This window comes from Acidovorax sp. GW458-11-26-14-TSB4 (assembly GCF_059423865.1).
On the sequence record NZ_JBWKYR010000005.1, the window covers coordinates 263,299 to 285,425 of the forward strand.

General features: G+C 68.1%; 19 protein-coding genes. 8 read left to right on the forward strand and 11 right to left on the reverse strand.

The features are described 5' to 3' along the window. Nucleotides 1–5 precede the first annotated feature (5 nt). From pstB to pstS, 4 genes are all read right to left on the reverse strand, one after another. Entirely contained in the window at nt 6–791 is a 786-nt protein-coding gene (gene pstB, locus AC07X5_RS13785; RefSeq protein WP_409955338.1) for a phosphate ABC transporter ATP-binding protein PstB, read from the reverse strand. Between the two features lie 26 nt (nt 792–817). After that, nucleotides 818–1,714 (reverse strand): phosphate ABC transporter permease PstA, encoded by an 897-nt coding sequence (gene pstA / locus AC07X5_RS13790; RefSeq protein WP_409955340.1) that lies wholly within the window; start codon nt 1,712–1,714, stop codon nt 818–820. Beyond that, complete coding sequence (pstC, locus tag AC07X5_RS13795) at nt 1,711–2,673, reverse strand: phosphate ABC transporter permease subunit PstC (RefSeq protein ID WP_409955342.1); 963 nt, start codon at nt 2,671–2,673, stop codon at nt 1,711–1,713. Before pstC ends, pstA begins: the two co-directional genes overlap by 4 nt. 130 nt (nt 2,674–2,803) lie before the next feature. After that, on the reverse strand, nt 2,804–3,844 hold the full coding sequence (gene pstS, locus AC07X5_RS13800) for a phosphate ABC transporter substrate-binding protein PstS (protein ID WP_409955344.1): 1,041 nt from the start codon (nt 3,842–3,844) through the stop codon (nt 2,804–2,806). Between the two features lie 193 nt (nt 3,845–4,037). Here pstS and AC07X5_RS13805 point away from each other — a divergent pair, with 193 nt between their 5' ends. From AC07X5_RS13805 to AC07X5_RS13820, 4 genes are all read left to right on the forward strand, one after another. Further along, the gene (locus AC07X5_RS13805) at nt 4,038–4,529 is read left to right on the forward strand and encodes a fasciclin domain-containing protein (RefSeq protein ID WP_494770626.1); all 492 of its coding nucleotides are present in this window, start codon (nt 4,038–4,040) and stop codon (nt 4,527–4,529) included. Nucleotides 4,530–4,553: 24 nt separating this feature from the next. Beyond that, nucleotides 4,554–5,744: an ABC transporter substrate-binding protein gene (locus AC07X5_RS13810; RefSeq protein WP_494770627.1), complete on the forward strand. Its 1,191-nt coding sequence runs from the start codon at nt 4,554–4,556 to the stop codon at nt 5,742–5,744. A gap of 266 nt (nt 5,745–6,010) precedes the next feature. Beyond that, nucleotides 6,011–7,489, forward strand: coding sequence for a Ppx/GppA phosphatase family protein (locus AC07X5_RS13815; RefSeq protein WP_494770628.1), 1,479 nt, complete (start codon nt 6,011–6,013; stop codon nt 7,487–7,489). Nucleotides 7,490–7,542: 53 nt separating this feature from the next. Beyond that, nucleotides 7,543–8,082 carry a hypothetical protein gene (locus tag AC07X5_RS13820; protein ID WP_494770629.1) on the forward strand — a complete coding sequence of 180 codons (540 nt, stop codon included), beginning with the start codon at nt 7,543–7,545 and terminating at the stop codon, nt 8,080–8,082. Between the two features lie 39 nt (nt 8,083–8,121). On the opposite strand, the gene AC07X5_RS13825 is transcribed toward AC07X5_RS13820, so the two are convergent. The 5 genes from AC07X5_RS13825 to AC07X5_RS13845 all read right to left on the reverse strand — a co-directional run bounded on the left by AC07X5_RS13825 (nt 8,122) and on the right by AC07X5_RS13845 (nt 13,662). Next, nucleotides 8,122–8,586 carry a SixA phosphatase family protein gene (locus tag AC07X5_RS13825; RefSeq protein WP_494770630.1) on the reverse strand — a complete coding sequence of 155 codons (465 nt, stop codon included), beginning with the start codon at nt 8,584–8,586 and terminating at the stop codon, nt 8,122–8,124. Continuing rightward, a complete protein-coding gene (ppk1, locus tag AC07X5_RS13830; RefSeq protein WP_494770689.1) occupies nt 8,586–10,649 on the reverse strand; it encodes a polyphosphate kinase 1 in 2,064 nt (687 codons plus the stop codon). Before ppk1 ends, AC07X5_RS13825 begins: the two co-directional genes overlap by 1 nt. A gap of 201 nt (nt 10,650–10,850) precedes the next feature. After that, nucleotides 10,851–11,942, reverse strand: coding sequence for a glycosyltransferase family 4 protein (locus AC07X5_RS13835; RefSeq protein WP_494770631.1), 1,092 nt, complete (start codon nt 11,940–11,942; stop codon nt 10,851–10,853). Next, nucleotides 11,939–12,817, reverse strand: coding sequence for a UDP-2,3-diacylglucosamine diphosphatase (locus AC07X5_RS13840; RefSeq protein ID WP_494770632.1), 879 nt, complete (start codon nt 12,815–12,817; stop codon nt 11,939–11,941). The genes AC07X5_RS13835 and AC07X5_RS13840 overlap by 4 nt, the downstream gene beginning before the upstream one ends. Next, on the reverse strand, nt 12,817–13,662 hold the full coding sequence (locus AC07X5_RS13845; protein WP_494770633.1) for a GNAT family N-acetyltransferase: 846 nt from the start codon (nt 13,660–13,662) through the stop codon (nt 12,817–12,819). The genes AC07X5_RS13840 and AC07X5_RS13845 overlap by 1 nt, the downstream gene beginning before the upstream one ends. Nucleotides 13,663–13,949: 287 nt before the next feature. Here AC07X5_RS13845 and AC07X5_RS13850 point away from each other — a divergent pair, with 287 nt between their 5' ends. Beyond that, entirely contained in the window at nt 13,950–16,178 is a 2,229-nt protein-coding gene (locus AC07X5_RS13850; protein WP_409963310.1) for an EAL domain-containing protein, read from the forward strand. Nucleotides 16,179–16,191: 13 nt separating this feature from the next. Here AC07X5_RS13850 and AC07X5_RS13855 read toward each other — a convergent pair whose 3' ends face one another. After that, entirely contained in the window at nt 16,192–18,831 is a 2,640-nt protein-coding gene (locus tag AC07X5_RS13855; protein ID WP_494770634.1) for a sensor domain-containing diguanylate cyclase, read from the reverse strand. Nucleotides 18,832–19,027: 196 nt separating this feature from the next. On the opposite strand from AC07X5_RS13855, the gene azu reads away from it, so the two are divergent. From azu to AC07X5_RS13870, 3 genes are all read left to right on the forward strand, one after another. Beyond that, entirely contained in the window at nt 19,028–19,480 is a 453-nt protein-coding gene (gene azu / locus AC07X5_RS13860; RefSeq protein ID WP_494770635.1) for an azurin, read from the forward strand. 69 nt (nt 19,481–19,549) lie between these two features. Continuing rightward, nucleotides 19,550–19,804, forward strand: coding sequence for a hypothetical protein (locus AC07X5_RS13865; RefSeq protein ID WP_409955079.1), 255 nt, complete (start codon nt 19,550–19,552; stop codon nt 19,802–19,804). Beyond that, on the forward strand, nt 19,801–21,213 hold the full coding sequence (locus AC07X5_RS13870) for a 3-deoxy-D-arabino-heptulosonate 7-phosphate synthase (RefSeq protein ID WP_494770636.1): 1,413 nt from the start codon (nt 19,801–19,803) through the stop codon (nt 21,211–21,213). The genes AC07X5_RS13865 and AC07X5_RS13870 overlap by 4 nt, the downstream gene beginning before the upstream one ends. On the opposite strand, the gene AC07X5_RS13875 is transcribed toward AC07X5_RS13870, so the two are convergent. After that, nucleotides 21,214–22,122: a LysR family transcriptional regulator gene (locus tag AC07X5_RS13875; protein WP_494770637.1), complete on the reverse strand. Its 909-nt coding sequence runs from the start codon at nt 22,120–22,122 to the stop codon at nt 21,214–21,216. Between the last annotated feature and the right edge of the window lie 5 nt (nt 22,123–22,127).

The following is a 22,127-nucleotide window of genomic DNA, read 5'->3' on the forward strand; positions in this document are numbered from 1 at the left end:
TCTCCTTAGCCGAAACGGCCGGTGATGTAGTCTTCGGTTTCCTTGCGCTGCGGCTTGAAGAACATCTGTTCCGTCTCGCCGAACTCGACCAGGTCGCCCAGGTACATGTAGGCGGTGTAGTCGCTGCAGCGCGCGGCCTGCTGCATGTTGTGGGTCACGATGACCACGGTGTACTCGTTCTTCAGTTCTGCGATCAGCTCTTCGACCTTGGCGGTCGAGATCGGATCCAGCGCCGAGCAGGGTTCGTCGAGCAGCAGTACTTCAGGCTTGATGGCAATGCCGCGGGCAATGCACAGGCGCTGCTGCTGGCCGCCCGACAGGCCGGAGCCGGTCTGGTTGAGCTTGTCCTTGACTTCGTTCCACAGCGCCGCCTTGCGCAGGGCCCATTCGACGCGGTCGTCCATGTCGGTGGCGCTCAGGCTCTCGAACAGCTTCACGCCGAAGGCGATGTTGTCATAGATCGACATCGGGAACGGCGTGGGCTTCTGGAACACCATGCCGACCTTGGCGCGCACCAGGGCCACGTCCTTCTTGCTGGTCAGCAGGTTCTCGCCGTCCAGCACGATCTGGCCTTCGGCGCGCTGCTCGGGATAGAGCTCGAACATGCGGTTGAAGGTGCGCAGCAGCGTGGACTTGCCACAGCCCGAGGGGCCGATGAAGGCCGTGACCTTGTTTTCCGGGATGTCGAGGTTGATGCCCTTGAGCGCGTGGAACTTGCCGTAGTAGAAGTTCAGGTCACGCACCGTGATCTTGGACTTGGAGGACACTTCGTTGTTGAGGATAGCGGACATGAGGGTGTCTTTCTTGCTGCTGGGGCTTACTTTTGGCGGGTCAGAACCCGCGCCAGGATGTTCAGGCCGAGAACGGCGACGGTGATGAGGAACACACCGGCCCAGGCCAGCTGTTGCCAGTTCTCATACGGGCTCATGGCGAACTTGAAGATGGTCACCGGCAGGCTGGCCATGGGCTTGCTCAGGTCGGCGTTCCAGAACTGGTTGTTCAGTGCGGTGAACAGCAGCGGAGCGGTTTCGCCGGCGATGCGGGCCACGGCCAGCAGCACACCGGTGATCACGCCGGCACGCGCTGCACGCAGCGTCACCATGGTGATGACCTTCCACTTGGGCGTGCCCAGGGCGTAGGCGGCTTCGCGCAGGCTGGAGGGCACCAGCACCAGCATGTTCTCGGTGGTGCGGATGACCACCGGGATCACGATCAGTGCCAGCGCCAGGATGCCGGCGTAGGCCGAAAAGCTCTTGAAGCGCGCCACCACCACGGCATACACGAACAGGCCGATCACGATGGAAGGCGCCGACAGCAGGATGTCGTTGACGAAGCGCGTCACCGAGGCCAGCAGGCTCTTGGTTTCGTATTCGGCCAGGTAGATGCCGGCCAGGATGCCGATGGGCGTGCCCACGAACGTCGCCAGCAGCACCATCACGAGCGAGCCGAAAATGGCGTTGGAGATACCGCCACCCACATCGTTGGGCGGCGGCGTCATCTGCGTGAAAAGGGCCACGCTCAGGCCGCCCACGCCCAGGCGGACGGTCTCCCAGAGGATCCAGATCAGCCAGAACACGCCGAAGGCCATGGCGGCGAGGGACAGCACCAGGGCGACCTGGTTGAGGCGCTTGCGCTTGTTGTAGCGTGCCTGGCGCTGCGCGTCGAGGTCTGCGGCGGACAGCAGGCGCTGCGAAGTGGTCGGTGCGGTACTCACGAACGGGCTCCTTCGTTCTTTTGCAGGCGGGACAGCAGCAGCTTGGACAGCGACAGCACCACGAAGGTGATGAAGAACAGGACCAGGCCCAGGTAGATCAGCGAGGCCTGGTGCAGGCCTTCACCGGCTTCGGCGAATTCGTTGGCCAGGGCCGAGGTGATGCTGTTGGCGGCCTCGAACATCGACAGCGATTGCAGCTGGTTCATGTTGCCGATCACGAAGGTCACGGCCATGGTCTCGCCCAGTGCACGGCCCAGTCCCAGCATGATGCCGCCCAGCACACCGGTCTTGGTGTACGGCAGGACGACCTTCCACACCACTTCCCAGGTGGTGGAGCCCAGGCCGTAAGCCGATTCCTTGAGCAGGGCGGGCGTGACTTCGAACACGTCGCGCATCACCGAGGCGATGAACGGGATGATCATGATGGCCAGGATGATGCCGGCCGACAGGATACCGATGCCCACTGGAGGGCCGGAGACCAGCGCTCCCAGGTAGGGAACGCCCTGGAACAGGGACTGCAGCGGCTGCTGGACAAAGGTCGACAGGATGGGACCGAACACCATCAGGCCCCACATGCCGTAGACGATGGAGGGCACGGCGGCCAGCAGCTCGATGGCGGTGCCCAGGGGGCGCTTGAGCCAGGAGGGCGACAGCTCGGTCAGGAACAGGGCGATGCCGAAGCTCACAGGCACGGCAATCAGGAGCGCGATGGCAGAGGTGGCCAGCGTGCCGTAGATCATCACCAGACCGCCGTACTCGTTCTGCACGGGGTCCCACGTGGTGCTGGTGAGAAAGCCCAGGCCGTATTTGGCGATGGAGGGCCACGCGCCAACCACCAGCGAGGCCAGGATGCCCAGCAGCAACAGCAGCGTGAGCACGGCCGCGCCGCGGGCCAGGAAGCCGAAGAGCTTGTCGGCCAGCACGCCGGAGATCAGGGGGCGGTGGGGGGAAGGGGGCATTTTCTCAGTGCGCGAAGGGGCCGTCGTCATGGACGGATTGTCGCGGACCGGCATCGTTGTGGACACGTTGTTTGCCTTGAATTCAATGGATTTGAAGTTGAAGGGCCGGCTTATCGCCGGCCCTGTCAAATTACTTGAACGCTACGGCCTTGCCGGAAGTGTCCTTGATGTCGCCCCAGGACTTCTGGATGATGGCCTTCACGCTGTCGGGCATGGGCACATAGTCCAGGTCCGCAGCGGTCTTGTCGCCCTGGGCATAGACCCAGTCGAAGAACTTCAGGGCCGTGGTGGCCTGCACGGGCTTGTCCTGCGTCTTCTGCATCATGATGAAGGTGGCCGAGGTGATGGGCCACGAATCCTTGCCAGGCTGGTTCGTCAGGATCTGGTAGAAGCTCTTGGCCCAGTCGGCGCCTGCGGCAGCGGCCTTGAAGGTGGCATCGTCAGGAGAGACATAGTTGCCGGCGGCGTTCTGCAGTTGCACGTAGGTCAGCTTGTTCTGCTTGACGTAGGCGTATTCCACGTAGCCGATGGAGTTGGGCAGACGGCCCACGAAGGCGGCGACGCCCTCGTTGCCCTTGCCGCCGGCGCCGGTGGGCCAGTTCACGGCCGTGCCTTCACCGACCTTGGACTTCCACTCGGCGTTGACCTTGCTCAGGTAGTTGGTGAAACCGAAGGTCGTGCCCGAACCGTCGGCGCGGCGCACGGGGGCGATGGCAGCGTCAGGCAGGTTCAAGCCGGGGTTCAGGGCCTTGATGGCGTCGTCGTTCCACTTGGTGATCTTGCCCAGGTAGATGTCACCCAGAACCTGGCCGCTCAGCTTCATCTGGCCGGGAGCGATGCCCTTGATGTTGACCACGGGCACGATGCCGCCGATCACGGTAGGGAACTGCACCAGGCCCTTCTTGGCCAGTTCGTCGTCCTTCAGGGGAGCGTCCGAAGCACCGAAGTCCACCGTCTTGGCTTCGATCTGGCGCATGCCGGCACCCGAACCCACCGATTGGTAGTTGATCTTGATGCCCGTGGCCTTGTTGTAGTCAGCAGCCCACTTGGAATACAGAGGCGCCGGAAAACTGGCGCCTGCGCCGGTGGCTTCCTGCTGCGCCATGGCTTGGGAGAACGCACCAGCAGCAACGACACCAGCTACAAGGACCCGAATCGCGGACATTTTCATGGAGATACCTCTTGGGAGAGTGAGTTGGGATGAGGCGACTCTAGGATCCGTATGTGACATTGTCGTGACACCCAGGTCGGTTGTCACACAACCTTTTCCTCTGTACAGGCGTTTACGTTTGTCATCCCGCTGTCACGGGAGCTGCTTAGTCTCCCGCCACCGAGATGAATCGGCTATCTACCTGGAGAATCACATGTTCCGCCGTTACGCACTGCAATCCGCTCTCGCCCTGGCTGCGGCCGCCGCCCTGGCCGGCTGCGCCAGCACCGGTTCTGCGCCCGCCACCCTCGACAGCACCATTGCAAAGACGCCTTCGCTGAGCACCTTCAACAAGCTGGCAGTCCAGGCCGGCCTGGCCGACACCCTCAAGGCGGCAGCCCCCCACACTGTGTTCGCCCCCTCGGACGACGCATTCAAGGCAGTTCCCGCCAAGACCCTGGCCGACCTGCAGGCCAACCCCGCCCAGCTCAAGGAAGTGCTGACCTACCACATCGTGGCCGGCAGCATGAAGGCCGAGCAGGTCAAGAACGGCAATGCCAAGACGCTCAACGGCGCCAATGTCGCCCTGTCGCGTGCCGGCAGCTTCGTCACAGTGGAAGAAGCCATGGTGGAAAAGGCCGACATCGTGGCCACCAACGGCGTGGTGCACGTGGTTGACCGCGTGCTGATGCCTCCCAAGAAGTAAGCACGTCCGGCCCGCCCCACCGACATGGACCGCACCCCTCGCCCCAGCCAACCCGGCGTCCAGCGCCGCCAGTGGCTGCAGGGGGTGGCGGCCCTGGGCCTGGCCGGCAATGCCTGGGCCCAGGGGACGGAGCCATCCGCCAAGAAATCGGATGGCGAGCGCCCCCATGTGGTGGCCCAGGTGGCCGATCTGTCCCCCGACCAGCAGGACGTGAGCCGCGATTTCATTGTCGGTTCGCGCACGGCCTGGCAGGAGACCAATGCCAAGGGTGGTATCCACGGCCGCCCCGTGCAGCACCTGACACTGGAGACCGATGGCACGCCCGCAGGCCTGCAATCCGTCTGGCAGACCGCACAGAAGCAGTCCAGCTGCATCGCCCTGTCGGGCTGTGTCGGCAACGCGGCCGCCAGCGGCCTGATTGCCCTGCAGGCCAAGGCGCCCTCGGACGCGCCGCTGCCCATCGTCGCCCCCTGGCTGCACGATACGGCAGCCGTGGCCGGCACCACGGCCACCAGCGACACCGTGTTCGACATCTTTGCCGGACAGGAAGCGCAGATTGCCCACGCCATCAAGAACCTGGCCACCATGGGTGTGCAGACGGTGGGCGTCACCTATGCCAGCCCGGCCGTGCAGCGCCAGTCGCAGGCCATGGTGGCCCATGCCGCCAAGTCCATGTCGCTCAAGGTGCAAACCCTGCCCCTGCCCGCCGCAGGCACCCGGCCGGGCGCCGGCACGCGCGTGGAGCAGAGCATCATCCTGTTCATCGGCGGCACGCCGGAGCTGTTCTCCTTTCTCGACCAGCTCGCCCTGCCGCAGGGCCGCCAGTGCTACGTGGTCGCCCTGGCCGATGTGAACCTGCAGGTGCTGGCGCAGATGGGCCCCACCGCAGCCAAGGCCTCGGTCATCGTCACCCAGGCCGTGCCCATGGTGAATGCCAGCCTGCCCGTGGTGCGCAGCTACCGCGATGCGCTGGCCCGCTTCTACGACGAACCCCCCTCCCCCCTGGGCCTGGCAGGCTACATTGCCGCGCGCTACACCGCCGAGGTGATGGCCGGCATCAGCGGCCCCGTCACCCGCGCCAGCATGCTGGCCGCGCTGCAGAAGCGCGCTGCAGTGAACGTTGGCGGCTATGCCGTCAACTACCAGGGACGCCAGCGCGCCAACGCCTACGTCACGCAGAGCATGCTCACCACTGCAGGACGCATCATTGGATGATTCGACGCACCCCCTGAGTCGCTTCGCGCCTTCCCCCTCTCTCCCGCATTGCCACGCAATGCAGGAGGGGGACGCTCCCAGCGCAAGCGCTGGATACGCCGCCTTCGCGGCGGGGCGGCCCTTGCGCGGGAGCGCTGGCTTGGGCAGCGCCTATTTCAATGCTTGCTGCGGTCAGAAATGCTCCAGCGGGTGACCAAATGACTGTCTCACTGCGGCCCAGATGCTATGCTGGGCCGAAAGGAAAACAGCGCACGCCGCGCACCACCATGCACAACGGAACACTGCTCGCTGCCGTGGATCTGGGATCCAACAGCTTTCGCCTTGAAATCGGCCGCTACGAGCACGGCCATATCCAGCGCGTCGAATACCTCAAGGAAACCGTGCGCCAGGGCAATGGCCTGGACGAGGACCGCAACCTGACCCCGGACGCCATGCAGCGCGGCTGGGACTGCCTGGCGCGCTTCGGCGAGCGCCTGGCCGGTTTTTCGCGCACCCAGGTGCGCGCCGTGGCCACCCAGACCCTGCGCGAGGCGCGCAACCGCGAGGAGTTCATCGCGCGCGGCAGCCAGGTGCTGGGCTACCCCATCGACGTGGTCTCGGGCCCCGAAGAGGCCCGGCTGATCTACCAGGGCGTGGCGCGCCTGCTGCCCCAGTCCGACGAGCGGCGCCTGGTGGTGGACATCGGCGGGCGCTCCACCGAACTCATTCTGGGCCAGCAGTTCACCCCGCACGCCGTGGCCTCGTTCCGCGTGGGCAGCGTGGCCTGGTCCTCGCGCTATTTCGCCAACGGCGCGTTCACGCCCCAGGCCTTCATGGCCGCCGAGATCGCGGCCAAGGCCGTGCTCGACGAGGCCCTGGCCACCTTCCGACCCGATGGCTGGGATGTGGCTTACGGGTCCTCCGGCACCGCAGGGGCGGTCGGCGACATCCTCGCCGCCGCGGGCGGGCCTGAGGACCTGATCACGCGCGAGGGCCTGGACTGGCTGCAGGAGCGCCTGCTGCGCGCGCAAAGCGCCGACCGCATCCGCCTCGATGGCCTCAAGGACGAACGCCGTGCCGTGATCGGCGGCGGCATCAGCGTGCTGCGCGCCGTGTTCGACCTGCTTGCGATCGAGCAGATGCAGGTGGCCCAGGGCGCGCTGCGCCAGGGCGCCCTGTACGACCTGCTCGACCGCGAGCAGCCCGGTACCGACCTGCGCAGCACCACGGTCCACGGGCTCATGCAGCGCTTTGGCGTGGACGTGGAGCATGCCGAGCGCGTGGCCCGCATCGCCTGCCAGCTGTTCGACCAGGCGGCACCCGCCGGCAGCGAGCGCGCCTCGCGCAAGCTCGAATGGGCCGCGCGCCTGCACGAAATCGGCTGCCGCATCTCGCACAGCGACTACCACCGCCACGGCGCCTACATTCTGGACAACACCGACGCCGCCGGCTTTGCCATGCCCGAGCTGCACCGCCTGGGCCAGCTGGTGCTGGGCCAGCGCGGCAAGGTGCGCAAGCTCGATGTGGACCTCGAAGACTCCGGGTTCGCGCTGCAGCTGCTGTGCCTGCGGCTGGCCGTGGCCCTGTGCCATGCGCGCCGCGACCCGGACACCGAAGGCCTGCAGCTGCAGCTCAGGGGCAACCGCTTCCTGCTGGCGGCACGCCGCGGCTGGGCGGTGGGCTACCCGCAGTCGGCCCACCTGCTGCGCGAGGAAATGGTAGCCTGGCAAAAGACCCCATGGGAACTGGTGGCAGAGCTGCCGTGACCTGAAAAGAAAAACGGTATAAACTGTTTATACCGTTTTACTCTTTCCATGCCATGACCAGCACTGCATCCACCACCCCTGCCGTCACCCCCACCCCGGCAGCGGCTCCCGCCGCCGCCCCCGCAGCCGCAAAGAGCACGGCCGCCACCAAGGCAGCCACCGCAGCGAAGGTCGCCAAGACCCCCAGGAAGTCCGCCGCTGCCAAGCCTGCAGCCGCACCGAAGGCCGCCGCAAAGCCTGCCGCCCCTGCCAAGCCCGCCGCCAAGGCCAAGGCGGCTGCGCCCGTCGCCAGCAAGCCTGCCGCCAAGAGCGCGGCCCCCGCACCCGCCAAGGAAGCCAAGGCCAAGAAGCCCAAGCTCGTGCGCGACAGCTTCACCATCCCCAAGGACGAGTACGCCGTGGTCGAAACGCTCAAGCAGCGTGCCGCCACCCTGGCCCAGCCCGCCAAGAAGAGCGAGCTGCTGCGCGCCGGCCTCAAGCTCCTGGCCGGCCTGTCCGACACCGCCCTGCGCAGCGCCCTGCAGGCCGTGCCCTCGATCAAGACCGGCCGCCCGAAGGCCGACGCACCTGCGGCCAAGAACGGCCGCAAGTAAAAAAACGGCCCTTGGGCCGTTTTTTGTCCGGTGGCTGGTTCAGATGAATTCAGGGGACTGCACCGCCATCAGAACGGTCTGGCTCTCGTCGAGCCGCTGGCGCTGGCGCAGCCACCAGACGGCGCCCTTGCGCACCGCGCACTCCTGCGCCTGAAAGCCCAGCAACTGGGCAATCGTCTGCCCCAGTACGGGCTGGTGGCCGACGATCAGCACGGCGCCGCGCGCGCGCGGCCACTGGGCCAGCTCCAGCAGGTCCTCCGGGGTGCCGCCGGGCAGCAGCTCGGCGCGCATCTTGAACTTGCGTCCCAGCGCATCGGCCGTCTGCTCGGTGCGCCGGGCCGGGCTGGCCAGCACGCGCAGCCCTTCGGGCAGTTGCCGGTCCAGCCAGGCGGCCATGCGGGCGGCCTGCTTTTCTCCACGCGGCGTCAATGCCCGCGTGAGGTCGTCCGTGCCGTCCTCCGCTTCCTCGGCCTCGGCATGGCGCCACAGGATCAGGTCCATCATCACGTTCCTTGCTGCGCCACCCGCGCCACCGGCGCAGACGGCCCATAGCGCACCATGAGCGCCTCCTGCGCGCCCTGCCCGTCCTCGGGCCGGGGCGCCCGGGCATAGGTACCGTCCGGGGTGAGGGTCCAGGCGTCGCGGTCGTCGTGCAGGTAGGCCACCAGGCATTCGTCCACGATCTGGCGGCGCAGGCCCGGCTCGGTCACGGGCCAGGCCAGTTCCACGCGGCGCATCATGTTGCGGTTCATCCAGTCGGCGCTGGACAGGTACAGGTCTTCCTCGCTGCCGGCGCGGAAGTAGAAGACCCGCGTGTGCTCCAGGAAGCGCCCGATCACCGAGCGCACACGGATGTTGTCGGTCACGCCGGGCACCTGGGCCGCCAGCATGCAGGCCCCGCGCACGATCAGGTCGATGCGCGCGCCGCGCTGGCCGGCCACGATCAGCGCGCGCATCAGCGCCTCGTCGGTCAGCGCATTCATCTTGGCGACGATGCGCGCATCCTCCCCGCGGCTGGCGGCCAGGCCCACCTGCTCGATCTTCTCGATCATGCGGCGCTGCAGGTGGAAGGGCGCGAGCAGCAGCTTGCGCAGCTTGGGCGGCCGGTTCTGGCTGGCCAGGTGGTTGAACACGCCATCCATGTCGGCGGTGGTGTCCTCGTCGGCCGTGAGGTAACTGAGGTCGGTGTACAGGCGCGCGGTACGCGGGTTGTAGTTGCCGGTGGACAAGTGGCCGTAGCGGCGCAGCTGGCGCCCCTCGCGCCGGGTCACCAGCAGCATCTTGGCATGGGTCTTGAGCCCCACCACACCGTACACCACCTGCGCGCCGATGGATTCCAGGGCCTCGGCCCAGTTGATGTTGGCCTCTTCGTCGAAGCGTGCCTTGAGCTCCACCACGGCCATGACCTCCTTGCCGCGGCGCACGGCCTCGGTCAGCAGGTCCATGAGCGCGGAGTCGGCGCCCGTGCGGTAGATGGTCTGTTTGATGACCAGCACCTGCGGGTCGTTCACCGCCTCGCGCAGGAAGGCCAGCACGCCATCGAAGCTTTCGAAGGGCTGGTGCATGAGCACATCGCGCTCCTGCAGCTGCTCCAGGATGGAGACGCCGCGCACCAGTTGGCGCGGCCAGGCCGAGCGCCACGGGGGGAACAGCAGCGCGGGGTCGTTCACCAGGTCCACCAGCTGCGTCAGGCGCACCAGGTTCACGGGGCCGTGCACGCGGTACAGCGCCGGCTCGGGCAGGTCGAACTGTTCCAGCAGGAACTGCGACAGGAACTGCGAGCACCCGGCCGACACCTCCAGCCGCACGGCCTGGCCGTAGTGGCGGTGCTGCAGGCCCTGGCGCAGGGCCGTGCGCAGGTTGCGCACGTCTTCCTCGTCGAGCGCCAGATCGGAGTGGCGCGTGACGCGGAACTGCGAGAACTCGGTGACTTCGCGCCCGGGGAACAGGTCATCGAGGTGCGCGCGGATGATGCTGGAGAGGCTGACGAACAGCGACTCGCCCTTGCCGGCCAGGCGCTGCGGCATGCGCACCAGGCGCGGCAGGGCGCGCGGCACCTTGACGATGGCCACTTCGTTCTTGCGGCCGAAGGCATCCTGCCCCTGCAGCCGCACGATGAAGTTGAGCGACTTGTTGGCCACCTGGGGAAACGGGTGGGCCGGGTCGAGCCCCACCGGGATCAGCAGCGGGCGCACCTCGCGCATGAAGTACTCGTGCACCCAGCGGCGCTGGGTGGCCGAGCGCTCGCCGTGCGAGACGATGCGGATGCCGTGCCGGGCGAATTCGGGCACCAGGGAATCGTTGTACAGCGAGTACTGGCGCGCCACCAGGTCATGGGCCTTGGATGACAGCGCCACGAAGGACGCCGCCGTGTACACACCCTTGTCATCCCCGCTCTTGGCGGCCGTCAGGTGCGCGGCAGCGCGCACCTCGAAGAATTCATCCAGGTTAGAGGAAACGATACACAGGTAGCGCAGGCGCTCCAGCAGGGGCACATCGGTGCGCACAGCCCAGTCGAACACCCGCTCATTGAAGTCCAGGATGCTGTGGTCCCGGTCCAGAAACATCGTTGCCACCGCCCCTTCCTGCGCAAGGGCAGGCACCACTGCGGCCTGGTGCGGAACTTCGGGGTCGGTGCCCTGCCGGTCTGCGGGTCGGTCGTCAGGGCGGTCAATCGGCTGGGTCACGTTGTTTTTCGAAAGAAGAGGATGCATGGGGGCACGGAACCGGCACCGCTGGTACAGACAAACGCAGTGTATTGCGGGTGCTTAACGATTTGATGACAGTCGTGTGACAGAACCCGTGACAGACAGCGCCTCGTCATCACCGCGCTTGCGTGCAGGAACGAGAAATTGCTGGAACAGGCGGGCCGCGTGGGCCCAGGTGAACTCCAGCGCCCGGTTGCGCGCTTCGTGCCGTGGCACGGCCAGCGCGTTCTGGGCCGCGGTCATCAGGTCGTTGTCCAGCACGCCGCCGCGCGCCTGGCCGCCGGCATGGGCGCCCAGTACCTCCATCGGGCCGTCCTCAAAGTAGGCCGCCACGGGTGTCCCGCAGGCCATGGCCTCCAGCATCACCAGGCCGAAGGTTTCGGACCGGCTGGGGAAGACGAACACATCGGCCGCCGCGTACACGCCCGCCAGGGTGTCGCGGTCCAGGATGCCCAGCCAGCGTGCCTGGGGATAGCGGGCCTTCAGGCGCTCCTCCAGCGGCCCCACGCCGCAGATCACCTTGCTGCCCGGCATGTCCAGCTGCAGGAAGGCCTCGATGTTCTTCTCGTACGAGACGCGCCCCACGTACAGGGCGACCGGGTGGGCCAGCGCGCCCACCAGGGGATGGGGCGTGGCCTCGCCCTGGTAGCTGAAGGCGACGGTGTCCACGCCGTGCGTCCACTGTCGCAGGTTGCGAAAGCCCCGGCGCTCGAGCATCTTGAGCACACCGACCGTGGGCACCATCACGCCCGAGGAGGGGCGGTGGAAATGCCGGAACAGCGCGTAACCCATGCCCAGCGGAATGTGCGCCGCCGCATTGAGGATCTCGGGGAAACGGGTGTGGAAGGCCGTGGTGAAGGCCAGCTTGCGGCGCAGGCAATAGCTGCGCCCGGCCCAGCCGATGGGGCCTTCGGTCGCCAGGTGGATGGCGTCGGGCTGCAGCTCGTCCAGGATGCGCTGGATTTCGCGCCCGGGGCGCACAGCCAGGTCGATGCCCGGGTACCCCGGGCAGGGGCGCGTCTTGAACATGCCCGGCTCGATCACGTGTACCTGGTGCCCGGCGCTCTCCATGTAGCGCACCAGCTCCACCAGGGTGGTGACCACGCCGTTGATCTGCGGGGCCCAGGCGTCGGACAACAAGGCGATTTTCATACGGCCATCTCGCTGCTGCGGGTTTGCATTTTCGCCTGGTGCCCTGGCAGGCTGTGCCACTGCACCAGTTCCAGGCGGCCATCCATGTGCTCGACCAGCGCCGTGTGGCTTTCCACCCAGTCGCCATCGTTGCAGTACAGGATGCCGTCGATTTCGCGCATCTCGGCGCGGTGGATGTGTCCGCACACCACGCCATCGTGGCCGCGGCGGCGGGCCTCGGCGGCCACGGCGACCTCGAAGTCCGTCACATAGTTGAGCGCCGTCTTCACCTTGCCCTTGAGATAGGCCGAGAGCGACCAGTACGGCAACCCCATGCGCGCACGCAGGGTGTTCAGGTGGCGGTTGAGCTTGAGCGTGAATTCGTAGAGGTTGTCGCCCACGTAGGCCAGCCACTTGGCGCACTGGATCACGCCGTCGAAGTAGTCGCCGTGCGTCACCCACAGGGTGCGGCCGTCGGCCGTGGTGTGCACCGTGTCTTCGGCCACCTCGATGCCGCCGAACGAATGGCCGACGAAGGCCCGGGCGAACTCGTCATGGTTACCGGGCACGAACACCACGCGGCAGCCCTTGCGCGCACGGCGCAGCAGCTTCTGCACCACGTCGTTGTGGGCCTGGGGCCAGAACCAGCGGCGGCGCAGCTGCCAGCCGTCCACGATGTCGCCCACCAGGTAGAGGTGGTCGCTCGGATGGTGCTTGAGGAAGTCGAGCAGGCCCTCGGCCTGGCAGCCGGGTGTGCCCAGGTGCAGGTCGGAGATGAACACCGCGCGCAGGTGGCGGTGGCCCGGTGGATGCGCGTCGTCGGCGTCGGCGGCAGTGTCCTGCCCACCACCCACGTGTGCAGTCCAGTCGCCGAGCGCGTCGAACGCGGCGCGCATCAGGCCCCCAGGAAGTGCTTGCGGTAACGGGGGTGCAGGTCTGCCAGGCGCATCAGCATGGGCAGGTCTGCCGTGTTGAAGTCCGGGTCCCAGGCCGGGGCACCCAGCACCCGCGCACCCAGGCGCAGGTAGCCCTTGATCAGGGCCGGCGGCTCCACGAAGACCGAGCCATCGAGCCGCTCGACGGGCAGCGGCAGGCGGGGCAGCACGTGGTATTCGATGGGTGCCAGGTGCGTCTGGCGCACCTGGTTCCAGATGCTCGCGGCCGCATCGCCGCTGATCACGCCGTTGTGCAGCATGGGGATGCTGGCGCAGCCGATCATGGTGTCGAGCTGGTTGCGCACCATGAAGTCGGCCAGGGCGCTCCACAGGGCCATGATCACGCCGCCATGGCGGTGCTCAGGATGCACACAGCTGCGGCCCAGTTCCACCATGCGCGGGCGCAGCGTGCGCAGGCGCGTCAGGTCGAACTCGGTGTCGCTGTAGGTGCTGCCCACGCGCCTGGCCTGGGCGGGGGTCAGCACCCGGTAGGTGCCAATCACCTGCCGGCTGGCCGCATCGCGCACCAGGAGGTGCTCGCAGTAGTCGTCGAACAGATCCACGTCGTGGCCGGGAACGGGGGTCGTCAATCGAGCGCCCATTTCCCCGGCAAACACGTCAAAGCGCAGCTTCTGCGCCTGGCGGACCTCGTCGAGGTGCCGTGCCCACTCCACCTCCACACCGCCACGCACCGCGATGCCAGCCACCGCGGCGACTGCGCCGACCACGGATTCAGGGCGCTGGATCGCGCCCCTGGACGAGGCGGCAGGGGCCAGCGGCAGGGTGGTGTTGGGCAAATCGCTCATGGATCAACTCCTTCGTACTGGGCGGCCCCATGGCCGCTGGTGCCCCGGATCACCGGGTGGTGTGCTTCAATACGGGGGAGTTTGGAAGCCCCAGGTGACGCCTGCATGTCCATGCGGTGTCAACACCGTGACAAAGGTGCAGGAGACGCTCCCCACCGGGCCTGCAGGCCCTTCCCCGGACTCAGGCAGGGCCCTGGTTACCAAGCGGTTACCGCTGTAAGCCTGGGCTGCTACACTTTGGTACATATTTGTGGGGCATCGCGCCTCTCCCTCCGGGTCCGGCCGCCATGTCCTTGCTGTCCATTGCCCCAGAACGCCTGCCGTCTGGGGAATCTTCCGACGCGTCTTTGGAGCGCACGCTGCGCGAGCAGCAGACGCTGCTGGAGAGCGCGGGCGTGGGCATCGTGTTCATCCGCCAGCGCGTGGTGGTGCGCTGCAACCAGCGCTATGCGGAGATCTTCGGCTATGAGTCGGCGCAGCGCCTGGCGGGCCTGAGCAGCGAGGCCTTCTACCCTGACCGCGAGGCCTTCCGTGCCCTGGGGCGTGAAGCCTATCCCGTGCTGGCCCAGGGCCAGGCCTTCCGGGTGGAGCGCCAGATGCGCCGGCGCAACGGGCGGCTGTTCTGGGGCAGCCTCACGGGCCGGCTGATCAACCCGGCCGACACGAGCGAGGGTTCCATCTGGATCCTCGACGACATCGACGAGCAAAAGCAGGCCCAGGCCCTCCTGAGCGCCGCCGTGCGCGAAAAGCAGGTGCTGTTCGACCAGGCCATGGTGGGCATCGTCTTCCTGCGCGACCGGCACATGACGCGTTGCAACCGCCATTTCGAACACATGCTGGGCTATGGCCAGGGCGAGCTGGCAGGCAGCCCGTCACGGCGCTGGTATGCCAGCGACCAGGACTGGGCCGAGGTGGGCCAGCGCTGCTACCCCGTGATTTCGGCCGGCCAGTCCTACGCGGGCGAGGTGACGCTGTGCCGCAAGGATGGCACGCCGCTGGCGTGCGAGGTGCGCGCCAAGCTCATCGATCCCGACGACCCGGCCCAGGGATCGATCTGGATCACCATGGACATCTCCGAGCGCAAGGAGGCCCAGGCAGCACTGGCGCGCGTGCACGAGGAACTGGAATTCCAGGTGCAGGAGCGCACGCGCCAACTGAGCGACACGGTGGACGACCTGCACCGCGAGATCAGCGACCGCAAGGCCGACCAGGACCGCATCTACTGGCTGGCCCACTACGACCCGCTCACCGGCCTGCCCAACCGTGCCCTGCTGTCCGAGCGCGCGCAGGAGGCCATCCGCGTGGCACAGGAAGGCAACACGCCGCTGGCGCTGATCTTCCTGGACCTGGACCACTTCAAGCACGTCAACGACTCGCTGGGCCACCGCGTGGGCGACGCCCTTCTGGTCGAGATCGCCAAGCGCCTGCGCGCCGTGGTGCGCGACAAGGACACCGTCTCGCGCCTGGGCGGCGACGAGTTCATCCTGCTGCTGCCGGGCGCCAACGCCCACGGCGCCGCGCGCGTGGCCGGCAAGCTGCAGGAGGCCTCGCGCCAGCCCTACCAGATCGACCACCATGAGCTGACCATGGCGCCCTCCATGGGCATCGCGCTGTTCCCGCAGGATGGCAGCGACTTCGACACGCTGACCCAGTCGGCCGACGTGGCCATGTACCGCGCCAAGCTCGACGGGCGCAATACCTTCCGTTTCTTCACGCCCGAGATGCAGGCCCAGTCGGTGCGTGCGCTGCAGGTGGAGAACGCGCTGCGCCGGGCGCTGGAGCGCGGCCAGCTGCACCTGCACTACCAGCCCCAGATCCACCTGGCCACCGGCCAGGTGCACAGCGTGGAGGCCCTGCTGCGCTGGGAGCATCCGCAGATGGGCAGCATCTCGCCGACCGAGTTCATCCCCATCGCCGAGGACAGCGGCCAGATCCTGCAGATCGGCGAATGGGTGCTGCGCACCGCCCTGACCCAGCTCAAGGACTGGCACGCCAACGGCTTTCCGGGGCTGACCATGGCGGTCAACCTGTCGGCGATCCAGTTCCGCCAGCCGCAGTTGCCCGAGCTGGTGAGCCGCATCCTGACCATCTTCGAGCTGCCGCCTGATTGCCTGGAGCTGGAGCTGACCGAGGGCGTTGCGGTCGACGACCCGCACTCGGCCGTGGAGACCATGGACAGCCTGCACGCGCGCGGCGTGCGCATGTCCATGGACGACTTCGGCACCGGCTACTCATCGCTGAGCCAGCTCAAGCGCTTTCAGATCTTCAAGCTCAAGATCGACCAGTCCTTCGTGCGCGACCTGGGCGATGACGGCAACGACCGCGCCATCGTGAGCGCCATCATCCGCATGGCCCAGGCCCTGGGCATGCGCACCACGGCCGAGGGCGTGGAAACGCCGGAGCAACTGGCCTTCCTGCGCGAGCAGGGCTGCGACGAGGCCCAGGGCTACCTGTTCAGCCGGCCGTTGCCGGCCGACGAGCTCGAACTCTTCTTGCGCCAGTACCTGCCAGCGTAGCCCTCCCGCGGCGTCAAGACAGCGGCTGCACCGCCTGCGCCAACTGCACGCGGTGTTTGCCGGAGCGCTTGGCCTGCAGCATGGCCTCGTCCGCCTCGGCCAGCAGCTCCTGCGCATCGAGCCGGCCCTGCGACAGCGCCACCCCGATGCTCATGCCCACCTGCACGGGCGCGCCGCCGGCCGGCAGGTGCACGGGCTGGCAGGCGGCCTGCATCAAGCGATCGAGCACGGCCCGCCATTCGTCGCCCGCCACCGGGCTGAGCACCAGCACGAACTCGTCGCCCCCGATGCGCGCCGCCGTGTCCGATGCGCGGATGCTGCCGGAAATGCGCCGGGCCAGCTCGACCAGGAGCTGGTCGCCCGCATCGTGCCCGAACCGGTCGTTCACGGCCTTGAACCCATCCAGGTCGGCAAAGCACACTGCGACCTCGTGGCCGGCGCGCTGCGCCGCCGCCAGGGCCTGGTGCAGGCGGTCCACCAGCAGCAGGCGGTTGGGCAGCTGCGTGAGCGCATCGTGGAAGGCCACATGGGTGATCTGCGCATGCGCGCGCTTGGCCGCGGAGATGTCCACCGCCATCCAGAAGGTCTCGCTGTCCGACAGGCGCACGCCGCTCAGGTCCACCCAGATGGCTTCTCCGCTGCTGTGCTGCAGGCGAACGTCGGTGCGGTAGTTCTGCCCCTGGCGCAGACGCAGCGCGGCGGCCTCCTCCACGTGGCGGTAGTCTTCGCCACGGGCATACAGGGTCTGCACCTCGGCGCCCTCGAGCTCGTCGGGCCCTCGGCCCAGCATGCGCTCCATGGCGGCGTTCTTCCAGGTGATGGTGCGGCCGCTGAGCTTGACCATGCCCACCAGGTCGCTGTTGAGCATGGCCGACTGTTCGTGCAGCAGGGCCTGCACCTGGCGCAGCGCCTCGTGCTGCGCCGTCACATCGACCGCCACGGTGCGGCTCATCAGGAAGTCGCCCTGCCCGTCCTGTCCATCGCGCACGGCCGTGGAGTTGATGCGCACGAAGCGGCGCGCGGCGCCCGGCGGCGCCAGCTCGACCTCGATCTCGGGCGCCCGCTCCTGCAGGGTGAGCATGAGAAAGTGGTCATGGAAGCGCTGGCGGTGCTCTCCGTGCAGCAGCTCGCCAAAGCGGGTATGGGAATCCAGGGGCGTGCTGCCCAGCCATTGCTGCAGGGTGGCATTGATGTGAACGACACAGCCATCGGCATCGAGCGAGAAATACCCGCAGGGTGCATGGTCGTAGAGGTCGCGCATGCGCGCGGCGGACTCTTCGACACGCTGCAAGAGGCGCTTCCTGTCGGTAATGTCCCGGGCGGAGCCGAAGATCAGCAACCGCCCGTCGATGTCCACCGCATGCCAGTGCAGATCGACGTCGATGACCTCGCCGTCCGCCCGCCGGTGCTGAACCTCGACACGCTGCCGGTCACCATCACGCACTTTGGCCAGCCAGCCGCGGATGGCTGTTTCGTTCTGGTTGGCATCCCAGCTGGACACATGCCGGCCCTGCAGCACCTCCCGGGAGGATCGGTGCATCTGCGCGAAAGATTCACTCATCTCGACCAGGTGGCCCTGCTGGTCGATGATGTGGATGCCATCGCCGGCCACGCGCAGCAGGATCTGCGTGCGCCGGCTCTGCGCCTCCAGGGCGCGCAGGGTGCCCAGTTCGCGCTGCCCCAGCCGGTAGACCACGATGGCGGCAGCGCAGCTGAGCAGCCACATGAGCCCCGCCATCAGCGACAGGGTGCGAGCCTCCTGCGCCAGGGGCTGGAAGAAATGCTGGTTGTTGAGCCCTGCAAAGACGATGAACGGCCAGCCCTGCACTTCACGGTAGGCGACGGTCCGCTCCACTCCATCGGTCGCGGAAGCGGCCGTGTAGACCCCGGATGAAGGCTTGTTCGCCAGGGCAGCCCGCAGCTCGTCGGAGACCTGGGTCGATCCGATCTCGACGTGGACCTCGTTCCCGGGCGACATCCATGCCACGAAACGCAGATCCCGCGTCCTGAGCGTGATGGCGTCGCGCTCACCCAGCTCGTAGCCGTGGAACATCTGTGCAAAGTGGTCCACCCGGATGGTCGCGTACAGGACCCCTGCGAACTGACCATTCACGCGCAAGGGGCGCGCGATGACGATCACCCAGTTGCCCGAGATCTGCGACACCACGGGCCGGGAGACGATGGGATCGCCCGAAGTGGCCTGCCGGGCTTGCTGGAAGAAGGCTCGGTGCGAGATGTCGGCCGCCGGCGCCCCGGCCTCCAGGTTGCCCCACCGCACCGCCCCCTTCTCGTCCGCCAGGCGAAAGCCCTCGGCGCCCACGAGCAGGATGCGCCGGTCATCGAGCAGGCGCTGGATGTCGTCGTCTGCCATCCGCGAGCCATACCCACTGCGCAGGAGGTCGTCCAGCGTCATCCTGAGCACCGCATCGATCAGGCCCAGTTCAGAGCCCACATTGGCACCGGTGATCGCCACCAGGCTTTCCGCCGTGGTGCGGGCGCGCTCCTCGTGGTTCTGCCGCGAAGAAGACAGCACCCACAGCACCAGGGCCCCGAGCAGCAAGGCCAGCAGCATGTTGGCCACGATCAGCAGCGCGCGCAGCCTGCGGCCGGGAGGCTCGGCGCTCACGGATGCGGGTGGGGAAATCTCGGCCATGGCCCATGCTAGCGCAAGCCAGGGCCCCGAAATACCGGGCCTTCCCCTGCCCTCACCGGCTTGCTGCTGCACGAGGGCGCAAGCGCCTTTGATGCACATCAAGGGGCCCGGCGGCCGCCGGTGGTCCACTCACCTCCATGCCCGGCCTCTGCACCGGGCGCGGAAACGCTTTTTTTTACCGATGGAGAAATCAAAGATGATGACCAGGAACACCGCCGCCGTGCTGCTCACCGCCGTGCTCGCCGGCCCGGCATCCGCCGCCACCTGCGACGTGGAGATCGAGGGCAACGACGCCATGCAGTTCAACAAGCAGAGCATCGCCGTGCCCGCCAGCTGCAAGCAGTTCACGGTGAAGCTCAAGCATGTGGGCAAGCTGCCCAAGACGGCCATGGGCCACAACTGGGTGCTGGCCAAGGCGGCCGACGCCCAGGCCACGGCCACGGACGGGATTGGCGCAGGCGCGGACAAGGCCTATGTCAAGGCCGGCGACACCCGTGTGATCGCGCACACCAAGCTCATCGGCGGCGGCGAAAGCGATGCCGTGGCCTTCGACGTGGCCAAGCTCAAGGCGGGCGAGGCCTATGCCTGGTTCTGCTCCTTCCCCGGGCATTCCAGCCTGATGAAGGGCACGTTGACCCTCACCAAGTAAAAGGACGCCCGGCGGCTGGGCGACACGTCAGAATCGCGGGTTGGGAACACGAAGGAAGGCCCCCGACCCATGAGCATCGTTGTCTACTGGCTGGAAGCGCCCGGCATGCCTGCCATGCAGGCCTTTGAGGGTGGCCAGCTGGTCCCCGCACTGCAGTTGTGCGAGGAAAAGCGCAAGGCCGGAAAGCGCCACGTGAGCCTGTCCACCGAACTCGCGGACAGCGTGGGGCGCGCCGGTGTGAGCACCGTCGACGCCAGGCTGCTGCCGGACGGCACGCCGTACGACTGGAGCAAATCCCACCGGGGCGCAGGGCCCCAGAAATGACGCTGCCGCAGCACCCGGCCCACCCGGGGGAGGGTATGCCTGCGGTGCCCCGCCCCGCCCTGCTTGCGCAGGTGCTGCGCACGGCGCCCCGCCGCTATCGCCTGCCCGGCCAGCCGGATGCAGGGACGCAGGCCGGCCCCGCGGCCGCCATGGCCCTGGCCATCGAACGCGCGCGCCAGGCCCTGGCAGAGGCACGGCAGCCCGATGCCGCCACGCTGCAGTCGTTCCTCGATGCCCTGGCCCGCCTGATCCGGGAGGCGATGCGCACGGACGAGGGGGACGCAGCCTACCAGGCCCTGCTGCTCGCAGGCCGGGTGCCGCAGGTGCAGGAGTACATCGACCTACAGAACCATGCCGAGCAGGACCGCCGGCAACTGCGCGCGGGCGCCAATGCCGTGGCACACCCGGCCAGGCGCCAGCACCTGGGCCCCGGCGCGCTGCGCGAGGCCCTGGAGCGCCTGCACGCCCAGGCGGATTCGGCGCAGTGGGCTGCGCTCGGCGATACGGCGCAGGCCGTGCAGGCCATGGCACCGTCTGCCGGAGATGCGGCACTGCAGCGCGGCCTGTCCCGGCTGCTGGACGGGCCTGCACTGGCCCGTCTGCAGCGCTCCACGGCGCTGGAAGAAGACCCGCAGGTGCAGGCCTACCAGCGCCTGCGCGACCGGCAGGGCCCCCGCCCGGGCACGGCCGAGGCCGCCGCCTATGGCGACACGGCGCAACAGCGCGGTGCGGCCATGGAGGCACTGGCCACCCGGGCCCTGCAGGCCCTGGCGCATCGGCTGGACAGGGCAGACGGCACCGGCGGTGCCTGGCGCGTGGTGACCTCGCTGCGGGTGCCGCCCTCCATTCCCGCCAGCGCCGAGCGCGCCAAGAGCGAGTGGGATGCCGTGCTGCTGCGCCAGGCACCGGGCACCGCAGGCCAGCCGCCGGCCTGGGACGTCTGCCTGCTGCTGGAGGCCAAGGCCTCGGTGGATGCGGTGGCCAGTGATTTTTCGCGCCTGCGGCGCGGCCTGCGCCTGCTCGGCCATGCCGACGCGGGCACGGTGTACACCTTCCTCTGCCGGGAGGGCGAAGTGCTGCTGCGCGGCGCCTCCCTGAGCGCACTGGACGGGCCGGAGACCGATCTGCCGGCCACGGTGCTCTACTGCACCGACGCCCCCGCCCCGCAGACGCCCCACCTGCTGGCCGCCGCCAGCCGCATGCAGCTGCTCGGCGCCCCGCAGAGCCTGGCGTTCGCCAGCGCGCTGGCCGAGGGCCGGCAGGCCGACGTGGGGGACCTGGAGCCTGTCTGGCAGGCCCTGCTGGAATCACCGCAGTGGGAACCCGTGCGCGAGCAATACCCCGCGCTGCGCGGCGTGCGCGAGCTGATGGTGCACGTGGACGACCTGGCGCTGGCCGTGGGCGCCTGATCACCCGGACCGGGGTGGTGACGGCAGGGGCGGCGGCGGGCGGCCCAGCTCCTCGAGCAGGCGCGGCACCAGCACATTGCGCGAGGCCGCGGGCCATACCCCGTAGGCCTCGGACTGCCACCCCGAGCCGGCCAGCGGCCGGAACACCGCGCCCGGCAGGGCGCAGTGCCGCATGGCATCGGGCACCAGGGCCACGCCCATGCCCTGGGACACCAGGGACACCACGGCCAGCCAGTGCCGCACCTGCATGCGCACCTCGGGGTAGAAGCCGGCGTCGGCACAGACCGAGAGGATGCGCGCGTGGTAGTCGGGCGAGGCACTGCGCGAGAACAGCACGAAGGGCTCGTCCTTGAGCTGGCCCACCGCCACCGCGCGCTTCCTGGCCAGCGCATGGCCTGCGGGCAGGCAGGCGACGAAGGGCTCCGACACCAGCAGGCGGCAGTCGAGCTCGGCCGGCACCCGGTGCGTGTGCGCGAAGCCCAGGTCCAGCCGGTCGTGCAGCAGCTCGGTCATCTGCTCGGCGGAGTTGAGCTCGGTCAGCGTGACCCGCACGGCCGGGTGGGCGGCCTGGAAGCGCCCCAGCGCCTGCGGCAGGCCGCGGTACAGCATGGAACCGACAAAGCCGATGCGCAGGCGGCCGGCAGCCCCCTGGGCCACCTGGCGCGCCTCGGTGGCGGCCTCCTGCGCTGCCTGCAGAAGGCTGTGCGCCGAGGCCTGCAGCGCCTGCCCCGCGGGCGTGAGGCGCACCGCCTTGCTGCTGCGCTCGAACAGCTGCGCGCCCACCGAATCCTCCAGCTGGCGGATGGCCACGCTCAGCGGCGGCTGCGAGATGGCCAGGCGCCGGGAGGCGCGGCCGAAGTGCAGTTCCTCGGCCAGGACGACGAAATACCGCAGGTGGCGCAGTTCCATCGCAA